The sequence below is a fragment of the Parabacteroides leei genome (assembly GCF_023369805.1).
GTDB classification, from domain to species: Bacteria; Bacteroidota; Bacteroidia; order Bacteroidales; family Tannerellaceae; genus Parabacteroides; species Parabacteroides leei.
The window spans coordinates 1-19,463 of sequence record NZ_JAMBQG010000015.1 but is presented as its reverse complement, the minus strand read 5'-3'; the positions used below and the strand labels follow the sequence as shown (position 1 = coordinate 19,463).

The window sequence follows — 19,463 nt, the reverse complement described above, 5'->3', positions numbered from 1 at the left end:
GTTTTGTTAATTATGTATACGACAAAGATATAAATAAAAAGAGAATGCCTACATTTGCAACCTATACAAATAAAAGGGGCATGGATATTTTAACAAATACGATATCACTACTCTTCCGGCACCGGCAGAAAGAAATAGAGAAATACGGGCAAGACACCGACTTGCTCCAACGCAAGCAATTGCGTTCTCTGTTGTCGACCGCACGCAATACCGAATGGGGTCTGACATACGATTACAAAAGTATCCGCAATTACAGCGATTTCTGCGAGCGTGTCCCGCTTCAGACCTACGATGATATCAAGCCTTATGTGACACGGATGATCAATGGAGAAAGGAATATTCTCTGGCCTTCGGTCGTCAAGTGGTACGCGAAAAGCAGCGGTACCACGAACGATAAAAGTAAATTCCTACCCGTCACCCGCGAAGTGCTTCACAGTTGTCATTACCAAGGAGGTTTCGACACTGTTTCCCTCTATCTCCGGAATAATCCCGAAAGCCACTTCTTCTCTAAAAAAGGACTGATACTAGGAGGAAGCCACAGCCCCTCCCCTCTCAATCAAAATTCTCATTGCGGCGACCTGTCGGCTGTTCTGTTACAGAACCTGAACCCGCTGGTCAACCTGATGCGTGTTCCGGCCAAGCGGATCATCCTCATGGACGAATGGGAAAGCAAAATAAAAGCAATCGTCGACAGTACATGGAATAAAGATGTGAACAGTCTTTCCGGCGTTCCTTCCTGGATGCTGGTCCTGATTAAATCGGTCCTGCAAAAGACCGGACGGGAATACCTGAGTGATGTATGGCCCAACCTGGAAGTATTCTTTCATGGCGGCATCAGTTTCGAACCTTACCGGGAACAATATAAATCGTTGATCCCTTCGGATAAGATGCATTATATGGAGACTTACAATGCATCGGAAGGTTTCTTCGGCATACAGGATGACCCGGCAGACCAAAGTCTGTTGCTGATGCAGGACTACGGCGTTTTCTACGAATTCATACCGATGTCGGAAGTTGGGACTTCCAATCCGACCATCCTGCCGTTGGAAGCTGTAGAAACGGGGAAGAATTACGCAATGGTGATAACTACTTCCGGCGGATTATGGCGTTACCAGATCGGCGATACGGTTCGTTTTACCTCCCTTTCCCCGCATAAATTCGTTATTTCAGGAAGAACCAAGCATTATATCAATGCCTTCGGAGAAGAACTGATGGTGGATAATGCCGACAAAGCGATCAGCCGGGTAAGTATCCGGACCGGAGCCAAAGTAAAAGAATATACCGCTGCTCCGCTCTTTATGCTGGACAAAGCTAAAGGCCGTCACCAGTGGTTTATCGAGTTTGAAACCATGCCGCCTTCGCTGGAAGAATTCGCATCACTGTTGGACAAAACCTTGCAAGAGCTGAATTCCGATTATGAAGCCAAGCGCTATAAAGAAATATCTCTTCAACCCCTCGAAATAACGGTAGCCCACGAAGGAGCCTTCTACGAATGGCTTAAACAGAAAGGTAAGTTGGGCGGTCAACACAAAATACCGCGCCTAAGCAACGACCGGACACACATAGAGGAGTTATTGGCTATTAACGAGCAGCTATCTTAAAACGAATAAGAGAAATAAAGTCCCCCGCCCCGTTCATTGAATGTTGGAGCAATAACCATGTTCTTAGCCGCTTTACGGTTTACTTTGCGGGCAATAGCATTACGGATGGGGAAATAAGTAAGATAAGCCAATTCAACAGAAAGGATACCAAAACCGGCTCCTGCAACTACATCGGCCACCCAATGCCGGTTGTTATACAGCCGTGAGCCAGCTACGAACAACGCTATTGCATATCCTGAATAAGCCAGTACGGGACTACTGTCCTTAAACTCTTTATAAGCCATGTGAGCCCCCAGGAATGCATTGGCCGTATGGCCGGAAGGAAACGAATAGGGTCCTCCGTCAGGACGGGTTTCATTTACCGAATACTTCAGGGCACGGGTCATCACTGCATTCATTCCTTCAGCCATTGTCACCAGGAAGAGCTGATCTACCCAATTATGTTTCTCCTTTCCCATCAGGTCGCAAACGAAAACCCATCCCAGCATTCCCCACTCCAGATAATCGTCCACCCGTATTTTCTTCACATCGTTTTTCCGGGAGAAAAGGTGAAAATCATTCATTCCGTCGATGGCTGTCCCCACCACTCCGACAGTAATCAGAGACGCTGGAAGGATCAGATGCTTAGGGTTGAATTTGTACTCGATAACCGACATCTTCTGTGGCAGGCTATCGGATACCGCCTCGTTTTGTGCTTTCACAGGCGACAAACGGACGATCGTCAGAAGGGCAACGATAAGTATGGATATTCTCATTCCTTACAAGCTTAATCTTTTTTATTCAAACCACAAAGAAACAAAAAATAACTTACCTTTGTTTCATTATAGATTGTATTGATCTCCGTTTATAAACAAATTAAAGACATTCATTCTGATGAAAAGAGCAAACAACAGGCCCATGCTGGCTGCCTTTATTTTATGTGCAGGACTACTTTCCGCCTGCGGACAAAAGAAAACTCAACAAGAACCCCAGGAAGAACAGGTAACTGCCGAATTGGTAGGCAACGATAAAGATGAACACGGATGCATTGGCTCAGCAGGTTATACATGGTCGGAAGTACAACAAAACTGCATCCGTCTTTTCGAGTCGGGTAAACGTTTGGAAGCAATCGACGGTAAATCGTCCGCTTACCTCGTATTCAGCCCGGACTCATTAAAAGCCGAACTGTTCTTTTCAACCGGAGAACCGAGCGAAGTGCTCGACCGCCGTTCACTGCCTGCCGGAGGCTACGCCTGGAATGTAGAAGATGACGATACAAAGAATGTACGTTCCATCGATGGCGTATGGACTATCAGCCAACGCGGAACAGAAATCTACCGCCAGAATAAAACGGAAGCAGACAGCTCGTTAGGAGCCGTGCAAACTCTTACTTACGAAGGTTTACTTCCCTGTGCCGATTGTCCGGGTATCCGTTACGACCTGACTATCCGTAGCAGAGAACATAGTGGCGACGGCACTTTCACCCTTTCGCAAACGTACCTGGAAGCGGAAGACGGTAAAGATGCCACATTTGTTACTAACGGCAAACGTCTTACTCTAAAAGGGATACCCGGTGACGATAATGCAACCGTATGGCAACTGGTCTCTGACAATGGGGATGAAGTGATGAACTTCCTTTGCGAAAACGATTCTACGCTAACGCTGCTGGGAGATGACTTTACGAAAGCCGAATCAGACCTGAATTACAGTCTCAAATTGGCCAAAAAGCAGTAAGAAAGCAGGCTAAATTACAGATGCAGCCTCTACCAGATAAGCTTATAGTATTGGCCAACGAGAAAATGCACTCATATTATGGATAAGAATTGAGTCGGTTTTATAGCCTTTCCATCTACATAGTAAAATAGCATTCAAACCATTCACCGTTCACCCTAAAGCTTATAACACACTGTAAAACAAATCATAATCATTTATTATTAAAGTGAATGGTTGCTCAAAAAGGTGAATGGTGAAGGGTTTTTCTCTAAAAACCACAGGTAGAGATATGGCAAAATATCAATTTTCAGTTTTCACATCCCGTTTCTCATCAAATCCACCATCAAACTGGTTATCTTTGATTTCGGAGTTGATCACGCGCTGGAAGAAGAAACGATGTTTGTTCCAGTGGAAAGCCGGATACTGATTGTTCTGCCTGATCGTATTATTCCGGAAAATCAGTCCGTCTACCGACTTGGCATACAGGATCGGAGCATCGAATGTTTCAAATTCATTATTCTCGATCACGATGTCGCTATGGAAATATTTCTTCTGGTCTTTCAGGTCAGGTATTTCGGGATAGATCGAGATAACGGCATTCGTAAACTGGAACATATTCGTCAATGAATTGATAAACTTGTTGTTACGGATCAATACATCGTGGCAGGCACCTGTTTCAAACCAACCGTTGCAATCGCCACACAGTAGGATTGCCGTTCCGGAAGTATGATCGAATACATTGTTCTCAACAACTGTCTTTTTCGGAGTACTGAACAGGGAACCACGGGCACGGTTATTACGGATCACGTTGTCGGCAAAGTACACTTCAGGTGTCCATTCCAGGTTCTCGATACCAAATGTTCCTGCTTCGCTGATTGCCGGATCGATACTTTCTTCAAAAACGATTTCAAACTGTTTTGCTCCATGCGCACTCGGTTTATCGATTGCTTTAATAGAGGCCACTTTATTCCGGTTACCGATAATTTCCATTGTCTTGGAATCGATAAACTGTACGGCATCACCCGGGAAGCCCCATTCAAAGCCATAACTTTGCGAATGCATATATTCGCCAACTAACGTTTTGTCGTCCACACGCTTCTGGACTTTCAGATAGGTGCCGTGTACGTTGATCGCATCATCCATCATCCCTTCATACAGACCTCCTACAGAAGTGATCTTTCCTTTACAACCGGAGAAGTGGGTAGCATCTGCCTGAGTGGTGAAGTAACGCGGATCACTGTCACCACGAAGACATACGGAGAATTTATTCAGCGTAATATTTTCGCTCATCTGAGCCAACAGTCCCATTCCTTCTGCATAGTGTACCTGGATATTATCCAGCGTCGTATTCGTATCGTAAGAAACAAAAAGACCCGGCGTAGGACGACCGTAACCACGCATGGCAACAACAGTCCCGGGGATCAATTTCTTATTTTTCCATTTAGTAGACTTGATTACACGGGGAGACAATTCTGTTACACCCTGAGCTCCTACACCGATATCACTGGTGGTATAAACCAGACGTTTGGTATCACCTTCAAAAGCAATTCCCCAACGGGGTGAGTGTTCCCAACCTTCACCCTTAGCGACGAATGCACTGTCGCGTATTTCATACTCCACCCAGGGAGCCACTTCGTAAGTAATCGCTCCGGCTACCGTGTCGTTTTCCAGTACTTTCACCTGGCTGATATGCGGGTTCTCGAAGTCGATACTGAAGTTCTTCAATGTACAGTTTTCCGAACTTACCAGCGAAACAGGCAACATACGGCCATGGAATATCAATTCCGAACCTTGTCCGTCGAAGACAATATTCTTCATGTTCTCGAAAGGAAGTCCTACCAGTTTCGGATTATCCTGATCGTGGTTGGAGATAAAATATTCCTTTTGTGCAGCACCTTCCGGATAGAAATCATAACGTCCTTTGGGCAAAACGATCCGGATAGTGTCATCCGATGTGTGGGAAGCGGCGATCTGTTCCAATGCTTTTGCCATAAGCGGGGAAGCATTCTCCTTAGTATCAGGAACAAGACCGAAATTGGATAAATCGTACGGATTCTTTGTCTGTGCACAAGAACACAACAACACAATACAAAGTAAAGTACTAAAAATAGCAATTGAGTTTTTCATATTATTTATTATCGAGTTATTAACCGGACAAATATACAAATTCTTTGCAACCTGGTTGCACTCCTTTCTGTCTACCTTTGCATCAGTAAACGTATAAAACAGGTAAAGATATGGGACATTCTTGTAGTTGTAATTGTCAGGGGCATTCCGAGAAGCAACACCACTTTCCGCCTTACATACTTCCAGCCGTTTCTTTCGTCATGCTACTGGCCGGACTTTATATGCAACAGACCGATGTAGAATTATTCAATAATGAGACTGCACGGTTCGCTTGGTATTTGTTGGCTTATCTGCCTGTCGGGCTTCCGGTGATCAGGGAAGCGATAGAAAGCATACGGAAGAAAGATATTTTCAGTGAATTCACACTTATGTGTATTGCCACACTCGGTGCTTTCTATATCGGTGAATATCCGGAAGGGGTTGCCGTGATGTTGTTCTATTCCATCGGTGAGATCTTCCAGGAGAATGCGGTAGCTAAAGCTCGCAAGAATATCAGTGCCCTGCTCGATGTAAGGCCTGAAACGGCAACGGTCATCCGCAATAACAAACAGATTACCCTCGCTCCTACAGATGTTCTTCCCGGAGAAATCATTGAAGTGAAAGCGGGAGAAAGAGTTCCCCTTGACGGGAAGTTATTAAGTGAGGTTGCCGCATTCAATACAGCCGCCCTTACCGGAGAAAGTATGCCACGTACTATTCACCGGGATGAAGAGGTTCTGGCTGGTATGATCGTAACCGACAAAGTGATTCGGATAGAAGTGACAAAACCGTATAACCAAAGTGCGTTGGCACGTATTCTCGAACTGGTACAGAATGCATCGGAACGAAAAGCTCCGGCGGAACTGTTCATCCGAAAATTTGCACGTATTTATACGCCGATCGTAACCGGCCTGGCTTTCCTGATCGTCCTACTTCCTTATTTATATTCACAGATACAACCGGATTTCCTTTTCATTTTCAACGACTGGTTGTACCGGGCACTTGTATTTTTGGTTATTTCCTGCCCTTGTGCGCTGGTTATCAGTATCCCTTTAGGCTACTTCGGAGGGATCGGGGCTGCTTCGCGGCAAGGAATCTTATTTAAAGGGGGCAACTATCTGGATGCCATCACCAAAATCAATACAGTCGTATTCGATAAGACCGGGACACTGACCAAAGGGATATTCGAGGTACAATCCTTATCTGCCGCCGATCATATTTCCGAAAAGGAACTGCTTCGCATCATTGCCTCTGTCGAAAGCCGGAGCAACCATCCTATTGCCAAGGCAATCGTGGCATACGCTCGGGAACAGCAGGTGGAAATCGACACAACCATCGATACGACCGAACTGGCAGGCTACGGATTAAAAGCAGTAGTCGATGGGAAAGAGGTATTGGTTGGCAACTCCCGCCTGTTGGACTCGGAAGGAATATTGTTTCACCCTATTGAAACAACTGTTTCACCTAGGAGAAACAACTGTTTCAACGGCATGAAACAAAATTCAGATACCGTGGTTGTCTGTGCCATCGACCGTCAGTATGCCGGTCATATCCTGCTTGCCGATACGCCCAAAGAGGATGCGGTAGAAGCTATTAAACAATTAAAAGAATTAAATATTAATAACCTGGAGATATTATCCGGAGATAAACAAATAATTGTTTCTAAATTAGCTAGCCGTTTAGGGATACCGCATGCATACGGCGATCTTCTGCCGGAAGGCAAAGTCGCTCGCCTGGAAGAACTGAAACGGAATCCGGAGAACCGGATAGCCTTTGTAGGCGACGGCATCAACGACGCTCCGGTGCTCGCCCTGAGCGACATAGGCATTGCGATGGGTGGATTGGGAAGCGATGCGGCAATTGAGACGGCAGACGTAGTGATACAAACCGACCAGCCCGGCAAAGTGGCTACGGCGATCCGAATCGGTAAGTTTACACGTAAGATCGTATGGCAGAACATTGCGTTGGCATTCGGCGTCAAACTGATTGTATTGATCCTGGGAGCCGGAGGCATAGCAACCATGTGGGAGGCTGTTTTTGCAGATGTCGGTGTCGCTCTATTGGCCATCCTTAATGCCGTAAGAATTTTAAAGACTAATAAACAGGATTGATATGGATGCTTATTTAGACATATTGAACAAGAGAGAGATCAAACCGACGGCTATCCGCCTGCTTGTATTAAAAGCAATGATGGAGTTTGAACGGGCCTTTAGCCTGCTCGATCTGGAAAATTATCTGGACACGGTAGATAAATCTACCGTGTCCAGGACTATCAATCTTTTTCTCGATCACCACCTGATCCATTGCATCGACGACGGATCGGGTTCGTTGAAATACTCGGTATGTGGCGAAGATTGTAATTGTTCGATAGAAGAGCTGCATGCGCACTTTTATTGCCAGAAATGTCACAGGACCTTCTGTCTGCGGAATATTCCCGTCCCGACCGTACAGCTACCACGTAATTTCACCCTGGAAAGTATCAACTACGTGTTAAAAGGTTGCTGCGAAGATTGCTCAAAATAGACAAAGACATTATCTTTGCGGTCTGTCTTCCCGGATATTCAGGAAAATACAGGTGAAGGCAAAGCAACCATTAAAGTATAAAACAGATATGGAACATCCATTAAGTATTTACAACACGCTCACAAGAAAGAAGGAACAGTTTATTCCGTTGCATGAACCCCACGTAGGCATGTATGTCTGTGGACCGACGGTTTACGGAGATGCGCATCTGGGACATGCCCGTCCGGCCATCACATTCGACCTGTTGTTCCGTTATCTTACTCATATAGGATATAAAGTACGCTATGTACGCAACATAACCGACGTCGGCCACCTGGAACATGACTCCGATGATGGCGAAGACAAAGTGGCGAAAAAGGCCCGTCTGGAACAGTTGGAACCGATGGAGGTGGTACAGTTTTACGTAAACCGTTACCACAAGGCGATGGAAGCCCTCAACGTGCTTCCTCCCAGTATCGAACCGCATGCTTCCGGTCATATCATCGAACAGATCGAACTGGTAAAGAAGATTCTCGACAACGGATATGCTTACGAAAGTGAAGGCTCGGTTTATTTCGATGTCGAGAAATATAATAAAGATCATAACTACGGTGTTCTTTCCGGCCGTAATATCGAGGATATGCTGAACACGACCCGTACATTGGACGGACAGGAAGAAAAGCGTAATCCGATCGATTTCGCCCTTTGGAAATGTGCACAACCGGAGCATATCATGCGCTGGCCTTCTCCGTGGAGTAATGGTTTCCCGGGATGGCATTGCGAATGTACAGCCATGGGTAAGAAATACCTCGGAGAGCATTTCGATATTCATGGAGGCGGTATGGACCTGATCTTCCCGCATCACGAATGCGAAATCGCGCAGGCGGTCGCTTCACAGGGTGACGATATGGTTCATTACTGGATGCATAACAATATGATCACGATCAACGGCCAGAAGATGGGTAAATCGTTGGGAAACTTCATCACACTGGATGAATTCTTCTCAGGCAATCACAAGACGCTCAGCCAGGCTTATTCGGCCATGACGATCCGTTTCTTTATCCTGCAGGCCCACTACCGCAGCACGGTAGACTTCAGCAACGAAGCATTGCAAGCTGCAGAAAAAGGGTTGAGCCGTTTGATGGACGCTTATAATCATTTACAAAAACTGACCGCTTCGGAGACTTCGACAGTAGATGTAAAAGACCTTCGTAAGAAATGCTACGATGCATTGAATGACGACCTGAACTCTCCGATCGTTATATCCCATCTGTTTGATGCCGCCCGTGCTATCAACTCGGTAAAAGATGGTAAGGAGACTATTTCTGCCGAAGACTTGAAAGAACTTCAGGAAGTATTCCATACGTTCCTTTTCGATATCTTAGGAATGAAGGATGAAGCAGCATCTGCCGGAGGCGATAGTTATGAAACATTCGGTAAAGCGGTAGACTTATTACTTACGATCCGCCAACAGGCTAAAGCGAACAAAGACTGGGCGACTTCCGATAAGATCCGTAATGAATTAACAGCTATGGGATTCGAGATAAAGGATACCAAGGACGGAGCAGAATGGAAGTTAAGTAAATGATATGAGTCCTATATTCAGAAGAGAAAATGGATATATCTTCAAGATATACTCCAATGAAGAGGAGAGGAAGCATATTCATGTTATAAAAGCTGAAAACGAAGCCAAGTTTTGGCTGGAACCTGTTATTGAATTAGTAGAGAACTACGGATTTAATAGTAAAGAGATTAAAAATATAACTCAAATAGTAGAGCAATATGGAGACGAGTTTAAATGCAAATTCACGGAACACATCGGCAAGCGTCTTGATGATTAATTCCCAGGGGATAATGCTATCCGTATTAGGAAATGATTATTTCCTCTCTTACAACCGGATACCCTGGCTGAGAGATGCACGCATCAGTGATGTCTTGAATGTAGAGATATCAGGCCGTTCAGCAATTGCATGGCCGGCATTGGATGTGGATTTAGAAATAGAGAGCTTAAAGCATCCCGAACGCTATCCGCTTCTGATAAAACGCTCACCACTTGATAATTTGTAAGCAGGATATGACGATCAACGAATTTCTTCAGGGCGACAAATTTGCATTATTTGCCGGAGTTGAATTATTAGAAACGGGCAATGGCTATGCCAAAGCCCGTATGGAAATAAAGCCGATGCATCTGAACGGAGGCGGCGTCTGCCAGGGAGGAGCCATCTTTACACTGGCCGACTTGGCTTTTGCTGCGGCTACTAACAGCCATGCACGCCTTACGTTATCCATCACCTCCAATATCAACTTCTTCAAAGCGGAAAGCAAAGGATTCCTCTATGCCGAAGCAAAAGAAGTGTTCAGCCACAAAAGGCTGGCCAATTGTGAGGTCAATATTAGGAATGAAGCAGGCGACCTGATCGCTACATTCAGCGGCTCCGGATACCGGAAGGACACGGAGCTGCCGTTTGAGCCGATAGAATAAATTATATAATGAAAAGGCTTATACATGTTGCGTGTATAAGCCTTTCCTTATTTCAGTCTATCCGATAATCGTAAAGGGTTCTGACGACAGTCCCATAACAATGCAATCTTCACTTTATTATCACGTATATAATAATATACCTTATAATCTCCACAAACAAGAAATCTATATTGTTGAGATCTCCCGACGAGCTTTTGCTCTTCTTTTCCTAAATAAGGATTATTCGACAACAATGACACGCTATCCACTATCTTCTTTATACGGTTATGCATAACTCTCTTTCCAGCATTATCCATATAATAAGTACGTATAGCCCGTAAGTCTTCCTGTGCTGTTGCCAACCATTGAATTATCAGTCTATCCATGACTCTACTTCTTTCAACATATCCTCATGGCTTATGAAACGGCCTTCCTTATCAGCCTTCTCTGCCTCATCCAGGCGTTTATTCACCTCTTCCAAGGTATAAACACAAGGTCTTTGCTTTTCAGTCGAAGCAAGTTTCTTTATCTTTTTATAAGCGACTTCCAGACGGGAAAGCAACTCGTCATTATCGACCGTGTTGATAATATCCTGTATGAGATTCAGTTTACGAGCCTGTAATTCTAGTTGTGTCATAATCTATACCCTTCCTTTAGTATTTGAAACAGAAGCAAATGTACATCTTTGCTCCATAAAAAGCAAGAGATGTACATTTTTTATAGGACAGTTCGTGAACCGTCTCTATTCATACCGCAACGACCGTGCAGGTTTACTAAAAATTGTTTTAGCAGTCTGCCAGCTTATGGTCAACAAGGAAATCACACACAACAAAATTACCGGGACCAGGAAGAACCAGGCTTTCCAGTCGGTACGGAAAGTGAAATGACTTAGCCAGCCATCCATCACCCACCACGACAAAGGAAGGGCGATGACTATCGCAATGCCGATCAGGATAAAGAACTCACGCCCCAGCTCGTAGAACAACTGTAATTTTGATGCACCCAACACTTTACGGATACCCATTTCACGGACACGGGTCGAGCAGGAGAACATCACCAATACCCAAAGGCCCATGCAAGAGATAAAGATGGCCAGTATGGCAAAGAGGGCAACGATCAAACCGAACACTTCATCCTGACGATATTGCTGGTCGAAGAATTGGTCAAGGAAGAAGTAATCGTAACTGGAGTCGGGGAAATAACGGTTCCAGACAGACTCCGCCTGTTTCACCAATTCACGGGGATTACCGTTTTCCATTACCACAGAAATGTAGCGCTGCTTCATCCAGCTCAACTTATCATGCAAGGCAAACAAGATAGGAGTGTAATCCTTATTCAGGGATTGCTGATGATAATCTTTCACCACACCGATGATCTGCATCGGCTGGTCGACAGTCTCTACAGAGAGACGTTCCCCGATGGCAGCATCGGCAGAAGCAAAGCCCAACGTACGGACGGCTGCTTCATTCAAAACTATATTATAAACATCCCCTCCGAAGTCTTCTGCAAAACCACGGCCGGACACAAACTCCAGGTCGTATGCATCCAGATAATAGACATCACAACTAAGCATCTCCAGCAGACGGGTCTGTTTGGTTGCATCGCTCAGGCGAACGATAGACAGGAAGTCGGCCACCTCTGTTCCGGGAACGGCTCCGGAAACAGTGACATTCTTTACAGACGGCAGAGACTTCAGTTCTCTTTTCATTGCCTCCAACTTTGTAGATAACTCCTCACAATGGGCCGGAAACTTCAACACCAGTGTCTGATCCACCCGAACCCCAAGTGATGCATCCCGCATAAATTGCAGTTGTGCATACACGATCAGCGTTCCGCAAAGCAAGGTCAGTGAGGCTGTATATTGCAACACAACCAACACCTTACGTGTAATCGTTGCATTCTTCGTATGAGTAAACTTCCCTTTTAGCATGCGTATCGGCTTGATACCGGAAAGGATTGTGGCCGGATAGAAACCGGACAAAAATACGCCCAAAGCAAAAATAAGCAGCAGCATCCATCCCAACGAAGTCGTCACCCAGACGGAGAAGCCCAGATCGCGACCGGTCAGGTTGTTGAAGGCAGGCATCAAAGCCTCCATCAGCCCGATAGCCAGGATAAAGGCAATACTGTTCGTCACCAACGATTCGAAAAGGAATTGTGCCACAATCTGCCGTCGTCCGGCTCCCGAAGCGCGGCGTATACCGATCTCCTTGGCACGTTCCATCGAACGGGCAACCGTCATATTGATATAATTGATCCAGGCAATGCACAGGATAGCCAGTGCCGTACAGATCAGCACCAGCATAGATGAAGTATTACCTTTCGTCTCCGGTTCATAAGCCTTCTGAGGAGTCAAGTGGATATCGCGCAGGTTGGTCAATTCGATTGCCCACGTTTTATTTTTCAACGCATCTTCTGTCTTATACTTCTCTGCCAAGGCGGGGAAAGCATCTTCCACTTGTTTCTTCAGATTAGCGGATTTCAACAAGACATACGAATATACTTCATGACGATACCAGTATTCATCCATCCACTTCGGGAGGGTTTCATACGAGATCATCATGCTATAACGCACGTGCGAGTTGATTGGCATATCTTTCATAACACCGGTCACTTCGCAGGCTTCTTCACCGATATTACTGCGGAAGATCAGTATCTTACCGATCGGATCGGCCTCTTTGAAATATTTGCGGGCGATGCGTTCGGTGATCACAACCTTATTCGGGCCGGCCAGACAGGTGTTTTTATCTCCCTTCAGCAATTCAAAATCAAAGAAGTCGAAGTAGTTTTTTTCAGCATAGCCAATGCCTGTTTCGCGATACAGGAGTTCATTGTATTTAACGATCTGTTCCGGATAATACTGGCTACCGACACGGGTATAATCCTCCACAGCGGCCAGGTTACGCTTCATGGCTGTGGCATAACCGGCGGAACTGGATGCCCAGTTATCTGTCAGTTCACCGTTCTCGTAGAAGCGGGCTTCCACCCGGAAGATACGGTCGGCACGGCTATGCATATCATCATAGCTATATTCGAAAGCCACATAAGTCAGGATCAACAGGGCGGCAGCCATACCGATTGCCAGGCCGATGATATTGAGCGCGCTGAAGCCTTTCTTCTTCGTTAGGCTTCGGAGCGCGCTATTCCAGTAATTAGATATAATCATAATGTTTGTTTTATTGTTTGTTACTTGGATACGATCCGTCCGTCCAGCAAATGAATTACACGATGTGCATAAGTAGCATCACGCTGGGAATGAGTAACAATCACGATGGTCGTGCCCTGATTATTCAGTTCACGCAGCAATTCCATGACTTCGACACCGTTGGTCGAATCCAGGTTACCGGTCGGCTCATCGGCCAGGATCAACGGACAGTCGGTTACCACAGCACGGGCAATAGCCACACGCTGCTGCTGACCACCCGACAACTGCTGCGGGAAATGACCGGCACGATGGGCGATATTCATGCGTTCCAACACTTCCATCACTTTCTTTTTACGCTCGCTCTTCTTTCCGTTCAGATAAACTAGCGGTAGCTCCACATTCTCGAAAACACTCAGTTCATCTATCAGATTAAAATTCTGGAAGACAAAGCCGATATTCCCTTTGCGGAAAGAAGTAAGCTGGCTTTCGCCCATCTTATCGATCTCCTTATCATTGAAGTAATATTTACCGGAGGTGGGCGAGTCTAATGTTCCCAGGATATTCAGCAAGGTGGATTTACCACACCCCGAAGGTCCCATGATAGCTACAAATTCGCCTTGCTTTATCTCGAGGCTGACTTCATTCAATGCTTTGGTCTGTACATCTTCAGTTGTGAAGAGCATAGACAGGTTCTCTGTTCTAATCATATAGTTTTCTGTTTTATAAATTATTCACTCCTTAATATATACATCGGTTTCAGGCGAATGATACGCCACACCTGGCGAACCACCGTCAGGAAAGCAATAAACATCAGTAAAGCGAAAGCAACGGCATACACCCACCAGGGCTGCAAGATATGAAACGCATAACCTTCCAGCCAACTGTTCATTAAAAACGCGGAAACAGGGATACCAATCACGGAGGCCAGTACCGTAAGGAGTAATAATTCACGCGTCAAAACTACAAAAAGATTTGCTTTCCCGGCTCCCAATACTTTCCGGATACCGATTTCTTTCACCCTCGCCATTGTGGAGAAGAACGTCACTACCCATAATCCCAAACAAGCTACAAAAACAGCCAGCAGGGCGGAACAGGCAAACATCCAACCAAAGTTCCTGTCATCTTTATACTGGTAATTGTTAAAATCATCGAGGAAGAAATAAGAGAACAACGAAGTCGGGAAAAAATCACGATATGTTTGTTCGATCTCCGCCAATCGTGTGGCATCGATCTTCCCATCCATCTGAAGAGAGATATAAGGTGTCCCGATAAACGGTACCCGTTCTTTAATAAAGAAGATGATCGGTTTATAAGGAACTGCCAGTGATTGCTGGTGATAATTTTTTGCCACCCCAATTATCTGAAGCGGATCTTCCACCACTTCCATAGTGAGTTGTTTCCCCAAAGCAGCTTCGCCGGAAGGGAATCCAAGCAGACGGACAGCTTCTTCATTCAGGACGACTTTATTAAGTTCATCCCCGTATTCTTCAGAGAAACCTCTTCCACAAACCATTTCAGGCGAATAGGTCGACAGATAATCGTAATCGACGGCAAACATCTGAATAAGCTTCACATCGGTCGGATCGCTCCCATACGGGCGGTTTGTGAAGTAATTGGCCACCTCCACACCCGGTACAGCACCCGAAACGGTCACCTGTCGCATATAAGGTTTCTGTTTCAGTTGCTTCTTAAAACTCTCCATCTTGGCCAACATTTCATCGGTAAAAGAAGGATATTTCAATACCAATATCTGTTTAAAAGAAGCAGATGCTGTTTCATTTTCCATATAACGTACCTGGCTGACAACTACAAACGTTCCCGTTATCAAAATAAACGAAGCTACGAACTGTACAACGATCAGTGCTTTCCGTATCGTATTTCCTTTCCGGCTATGCAGCAATTTACCACGCATAATATCCGAAGGGCGAATACCCATCAACAGACAAGACGGATATATCCCGATAAATAATGTTCCTGCCGCAACCACCGTCCCCACAATGCCCCAGAAACTCGGTTGCGACAAGGTATTCGCTCCAAAGTCCTGTCCGGCCCATGTATAAACGAAAGGAAGCAGCACCTCCAACCATCCCAGGGCGATCAGAGCTGCCAGCAAATTCACAATTCCGGCTTCTATCAATCCCTGGAAAAGCATCTGTTTGCGGGAAGCACCGAACGCTTTTCGGACACCGAACTCTTTTCCACGTTCAAGAAAACGGGCAACCATCAGATTCAGCGCATTCACCCAACCGATCAAAAGCAAGGCCACAGCCATTACAGAAAGGATATATACAGCTGTACGACTGCCTTTCGCCTCTTTCTCATACGACTTCTGCGGAGTCAGGTGGATATCTTTCAACGGGATCAACTCGACCCGCCAGTTCTTATGTTTCAATGCAGCAGTCTTATACTTCTCGGAGATCGCACGGAAAGCGGTTTCAATTTCTTCCGGACTTTTTCCCGGTTCCAGGCGGACATACGTATAAACGCCATGAATATACCAGATATCCTGTCGTTCCTTAGGAATGGTAGCGTACGAAAGCAGAAAATCATAATGCAGATGCGAATTGGCGGGCATATCTTCAATTATGCCTGTAACCTCAAAGTTCTGCTCTGCCGTAGCTGTACGGAAAGTCAGAATCTTACCCAATGGTTCCGCCCCTCCGAAATAACGATGGGCGGCACTCGTTGTCAAGACAACCGTGTTGGGACGTTCCAGTTGGCCTTCCTTCTCCCCTTCTATCACCGGGAAATTGAATAGTTCAAAGAAAGAAGGTTCGGCATAACAATACCGGTCCTCAGCAAACTGTTTATCCTGATAAGTGACTACTTGTTCCCGGTCTTGTGCCGTCAACCGTACAAACTTCTCAATGCCTGGAATTTCCCGGCTCATAGCCGGAGCATGCCCGAAGGAGGTCGTCGCCCAGTTGTCGGTCAGTGTTTCCCCATCGTACAGGCGACTTTCCACCCGGTAGATACGATCCCCGTCATGGAAGGTATCATAGCTCAGTTCGAAACGGACATAGAGCAGAATCAACAGGGCAGCGGAGATACAAACGGATAAGCCCAATATGTTAACCACAGAAAGAGATTTCCGGGCCCGCTGGCTTTTTATGACTTGTGACAGGTAATCCATACTTTTATCTCTTTATTATCTGATTATCAAACGTTCATTCTCACCGAACAATTCATAGCCGGAAATAATCACCTTCTCACCAGGCCTCAGCCCTTCGGTTACTTCATAATACTGCGGGTTCTGACGGCCGATCTTCACCGGACGGCGACGGGCAGTCGTTTCATCTTCATCCACCACATACACATACTGGCCACCGCTTGCCTGGTAAAAACTACCACGGGGAACCAAGATAGCCTGTACCGGATCACCCAGTTGCAGATTGAGGTGATAGGTCTGTCCGGCACGTATGTTTTCAGGACGGTCTGCAGTAAAATGCAGGTCTGTACGGAACTGGCCCTCGCGCACTTCCGGGTATACTTTAGTCACTTCCATATTGAACAGTTTCCCTTCGCGTTCAAAGCTGGCAGGCAGGCCCGGCATGACACGTTCCACATAATGTTCATCTATCTTGGCTTCCACTTTCAGTTCCGGAGTAATGACCTGACCGATCCGTTCGCCCTGGGCGATAGACTGTCCGATCTGGGCTTCCAGGTTTCCTAACTGACCGCTCACCGGAGCTTTCACTTTCAGGTTTTCCAAACGTTCACGAACCAATGCCAGGCTACGTTTCATATTACGGATATTCTCATCCAGACTTTCCAGCTGGCTACTACGGAACAGGTCGTCCTGTTTGATGCGTTGGTCTACTACATCCAGCTGGTCACGGGCTGCATCATAATCCTCTTTCGCCTGCAGATAATCTTCACGGGCTAACAGTTGTTTGTTGTAAAGACGCTCGTACTGCTTATAGCGGCGTTCCTTCTGAACCAATTCCTTACTAAGATCGATTCGGTCCTGTTTCAGACGAAGATGTTCCTGTTCCATACTCAGGCGGGTATTGCGAAGTTCGTTTTCCTGATAGGCCAGGTCGGCTTCACTTTGCAGGATACCGATATTCAATAATGGATTACTCAGTCGGAGAATTACATCTCCGGCTTTCACCTGTGCACCCTCTTCAATCAGGCGCTCTTCTACGCGTCCTCCCTCGATAGCATCCAGATAAATGATACGATCAGGAATCACCTGGCCGATTACGCGAATATAGTCATTAAATTCTCCTAAAGTGACAGAAGAAATGGTCAACCGCTCTTTATCCACCTTCATGGAAGAAGAGGTATCGCGAAAGATAAAATAAAGAATACAGATAACCAGGAATATTCCTCCTGTCATTGCGTAAATATCTTTCTTCTTCAAACGGGATTTCCGTTCGACCGGGGTATCCATGTTGTTGTTCATAGTATATTATTGTGTTTATTTTATTCCTAAAAATGATCCGGACTGATAGAACCGCACCATCCGGTCTTTCAGGTCATATTGCAATTGTGTCCGCATCAGCTCTGCTTTTGCCAAAATATAAAGATTTCGCTTTTCCATCAGTTCGAATACGGAGATCAGGCCTTCCTCCCATCGTTCCTCATTCTCCTTCAAGGTAGTGGTGGCGGTACGAAGTTGCAATTCTGCCTGCCAGTGTTCCTGTGCAGCAGCCTGTAAGGACAGACAGGCATCTTCTATTTCCTTATATAAGGAGATACGTTGCCGGTCGTTATCGTTCCTTATTTTACGAAGACGGAAACGTTCTTTCCGTACTGAAGTGAGACGCGACAGTCCGCTGAATATCGGAATAGAAACACGGACTCCAATATATTTATTCAGATTATTCTTCATCTGATCGCCGAAAGAGGTGATATGCCCTTGCGCATCCCTCTCAGTATCATAATAGCCGGAATAAAGGCTGAACTCGGCCCGGATAGAAGGAGAAAAAGCTCCCGAAGCAATTGCCAACGACTTACGGGATGCCTTTTCCCGTAAATCCATAATCCGGAACTGGGGCAAAGCCTCCTCCGATTGCAAATAAACATCTTCTGCCGAAAAATCCTGTATAAGGGGGATTTCCCGGGCAATAATTTCATCCCCACCGATCGCCAGCGTGTCCGTCCCTCTCATCTGCAACAACTCTTTAAGGGCCAGTAACGATAAACGACAGCTATTCTCTTTCACCGTTTCCTGATAGATATCAGACTGCAACCGGGCTTTCACCTCTTGCAAATCGGATGGGGCACGTAGACCCAATTCTACAAACTCCTGCATCTGCTCATGATATCGCTCACTCAGTTTACGCTGTTCGGAGGCCAGTTCATACATCTTCTTTTCAAAAAGAAGGAGATAATAGGCATCCATCACTTCAAACGCGATCCGGTTTTCTTCGACTTTCTCCGTCAGGCCGCTGATCTGTTGGTTCAGGCGGGTAAACTGTGCACGGTTCACACGGGTGAAACCATCGAATACCGGCAAAGAGATATCCAGTCCCATCGTACTTTCAAGAAAAGAGGAAGAGGTATACATATTTGTCTTAGGATCGACTGAACGTCCCAAACGTTTTCCTAAAGCGCCCGTCGTACTCACTGAAGGCAGAAAGTCGCCAATGGCAGCAGCAAAATCTTCACGGGCAATACGGGTGTCGAGCCTGCTGTTTTTCAGGCTGACATTCCTCTCCACGGCATACTGCATACAGGAATCGACCGACCAGGCAGTCTGTGCATGTATTTCCGATAGACAACCTGCAAGCAGCAAGCAGGCAAGCCTTAATCCATATTTTGTTGTTATTTGTGTTTTCATCATGTAAATGAAGGGGGCAAAAGGCGTGCCACATTTACAACAGACAGATTATCAATGGATATAAAAAGAAAAGGATTATCAAGTGTAAAAATATTTGACGCCTGATTGTCAAATATTTTTACGGTCTGCTAGAAAGACATAAGAAAAGACTTAGTTCGTTCAGAACTC

General features: G+C 45.8%; 17 protein-coding genes. 8 read left to right on the top strand and 9 right to left on the bottom strand.

Annotated elements, in window-relative coordinates:
- Positions 1-80: 80 nt before the first annotated feature.
- Complete coding sequence (locus M1P97_RS18810; protein WP_249389872.1) at positions 81-1,601, top strand: GH3 auxin-responsive promoter family protein; 1,521 nt, start codon at positions 81-83, stop codon at positions 1,599-1,601.
- Here M1P97_RS18810 and M1P97_RS18805 read toward each other — a convergent pair.
- Complete coding sequence (locus tag M1P97_RS18805; protein WP_195374458.1) at positions 1,598-2,356, bottom strand: phosphatase PAP2 family protein; 759 nt, start codon at positions 2,354-2,356, stop codon at positions 1,598-1,600. The two genes, M1P97_RS18810 and M1P97_RS18805, sit on opposite strands and share 4 nt — an antisense overlap.
- A gap of 118 nt (positions 2,357-2,474) precedes the next feature.
- On the opposite strand from M1P97_RS18805, the gene M1P97_RS18800 reads away from it, so the two are divergent.
- On the top strand, positions 2,475-3,314 hold the full coding sequence (locus tag M1P97_RS18800; RefSeq protein ID WP_195374459.1) for a copper resistance protein NlpE: 840 nt from the start codon (positions 2,475-2,477) through the stop codon (positions 3,312-3,314).
- A gap of 279 nt (positions 3,315-3,593) precedes the next feature.
- Here M1P97_RS18800 and M1P97_RS18795 read toward each other — a convergent pair whose 3' ends face one another.
- Complete coding sequence (locus M1P97_RS18795; RefSeq protein ID WP_249389871.1) at positions 3,594-5,420, bottom strand: right-handed parallel beta-helix repeat-containing protein; 1,827 nt, start codon at positions 5,418-5,420, stop codon at positions 3,594-3,596.
- 110 nt (positions 5,421-5,530) lie between these two features.
- On the opposite strand from M1P97_RS18795, the gene M1P97_RS18790 reads away from it, so the two are divergent.
- The 6 genes from M1P97_RS18790 to M1P97_RS18765 all read left to right on the top strand — a co-directional run bounded on the left by M1P97_RS18790 (position 5,531) and on the right by M1P97_RS18765 (position 10,383).
- Positions 5,531-7,510 carry a heavy metal translocating P-type ATPase gene (locus M1P97_RS18790; RefSeq protein ID WP_249389870.1) on the top strand — a complete coding sequence of 660 codons (1,980 nt, stop codon included), beginning with the start codon at positions 5,531-5,533 and terminating at the stop codon, positions 7,508-7,510.
- 1 nt (position 7,511) lies between these two features.
- Positions 7,512-7,922: a Fur family transcriptional regulator gene (locus tag M1P97_RS18785; protein ID WP_082212172.1), complete on the top strand. Its 411-nt coding sequence runs from the start codon at positions 7,512-7,514 to the stop codon at positions 7,920-7,922.
- An 88-nt stretch (positions 7,923-8,010) separates the two neighbouring features.
- Positions 8,011-9,489 carry a cysteine--tRNA ligase gene (gene cysS, locus M1P97_RS18780; protein WP_195374462.1) on the top strand — a complete coding sequence of 493 codons (1,479 nt, stop codon included), beginning with the start codon at positions 8,011-8,013 and terminating at the stop codon, positions 9,487-9,489.
- A gap of 1 nt (position 9,490) precedes the next feature.
- On the top strand, positions 9,491-9,742 hold the full coding sequence (locus M1P97_RS18775) for a DUF4160 domain-containing protein (RefSeq protein WP_195374463.1): 252 nt from the start codon (positions 9,491-9,493) through the stop codon (positions 9,740-9,742).
- Positions 9,735-9,968: a DUF2442 domain-containing protein gene (locus M1P97_RS18770; protein WP_195374517.1), complete on the top strand. Its 234-nt coding sequence runs from the start codon at positions 9,735-9,737 to the stop codon at positions 9,966-9,968. Before M1P97_RS18775 ends, M1P97_RS18770 begins: the two co-directional genes overlap by 8 nt.
- 7 nt (positions 9,969-9,975) lie before the next feature.
- Positions 9,976-10,383, top strand: coding sequence for a PaaI family thioesterase (locus M1P97_RS18765; RefSeq protein ID WP_249389936.1), 408 nt, complete (start codon positions 9,976-9,978; stop codon positions 10,381-10,383).
- A gap of 47 nt (positions 10,384-10,430) precedes the next feature.
- On the opposite strand, the gene M1P97_RS18760 is transcribed toward M1P97_RS18765, so the two are convergent.
- From M1P97_RS18760 to M1P97_RS18730, 7 genes are all read right to left on the bottom strand, one after another.
- Complete coding sequence (locus tag M1P97_RS18760; RefSeq protein ID WP_249389869.1) at positions 10,431-10,748, bottom strand: type II toxin-antitoxin system RelE/ParE family toxin; 318 nt, start codon at positions 10,746-10,748, stop codon at positions 10,431-10,433.
- A complete protein-coding gene (locus M1P97_RS18755; RefSeq protein ID WP_249389868.1) occupies positions 10,736-10,999 on the bottom strand; it encodes a hypothetical protein in 264 nt (87 codons plus the stop codon). The genes M1P97_RS18760 and M1P97_RS18755 overlap by 13 nt, the downstream gene beginning before the upstream one ends.
- Before the next feature lie 105 nt (positions 11,000-11,104).
- Entirely contained in the window at positions 11,105-13,528 is a 2,424-nt protein-coding gene (locus tag M1P97_RS18750; RefSeq protein WP_249389867.1) for an ABC transporter permease, read from the bottom strand.
- Between the two features lie 20 nt (positions 13,529-13,548).
- Positions 13,549-14,214: an ABC transporter ATP-binding protein gene (locus M1P97_RS18745; protein WP_195374467.1), complete on the bottom strand. Its 666-nt coding sequence runs from the start codon at positions 14,212-14,214 to the stop codon at positions 13,549-13,551.
- Positions 14,215-14,234: 20 nt separating this feature from the next.
- On the bottom strand, positions 14,235-16,640 hold the full coding sequence (locus tag M1P97_RS18740) for an ABC transporter permease (RefSeq protein WP_249389866.1): 2,406 nt from the start codon (positions 16,638-16,640) through the stop codon (positions 14,235-14,237).
- Positions 16,641-16,655: 15 nt separating this feature from the next.
- On the bottom strand, positions 16,656-17,903 hold the full coding sequence (locus M1P97_RS18735; protein ID WP_249389935.1) for an efflux RND transporter periplasmic adaptor subunit: 1,248 nt from the start codon (positions 17,901-17,903) through the stop codon (positions 16,656-16,658).
- A 27-nt stretch (positions 17,904-17,930) separates the two neighbouring features.
- Positions 17,931-19,298 carry a TolC family protein gene (locus tag M1P97_RS18730; protein ID WP_249389865.1) on the bottom strand — a complete coding sequence of 456 codons (1,368 nt, stop codon included), beginning with the start codon at positions 19,296-19,298 and terminating at the stop codon, positions 17,931-17,933.
- Between the last annotated feature and the right edge of the window lie 165 nt (positions 19,299-19,463).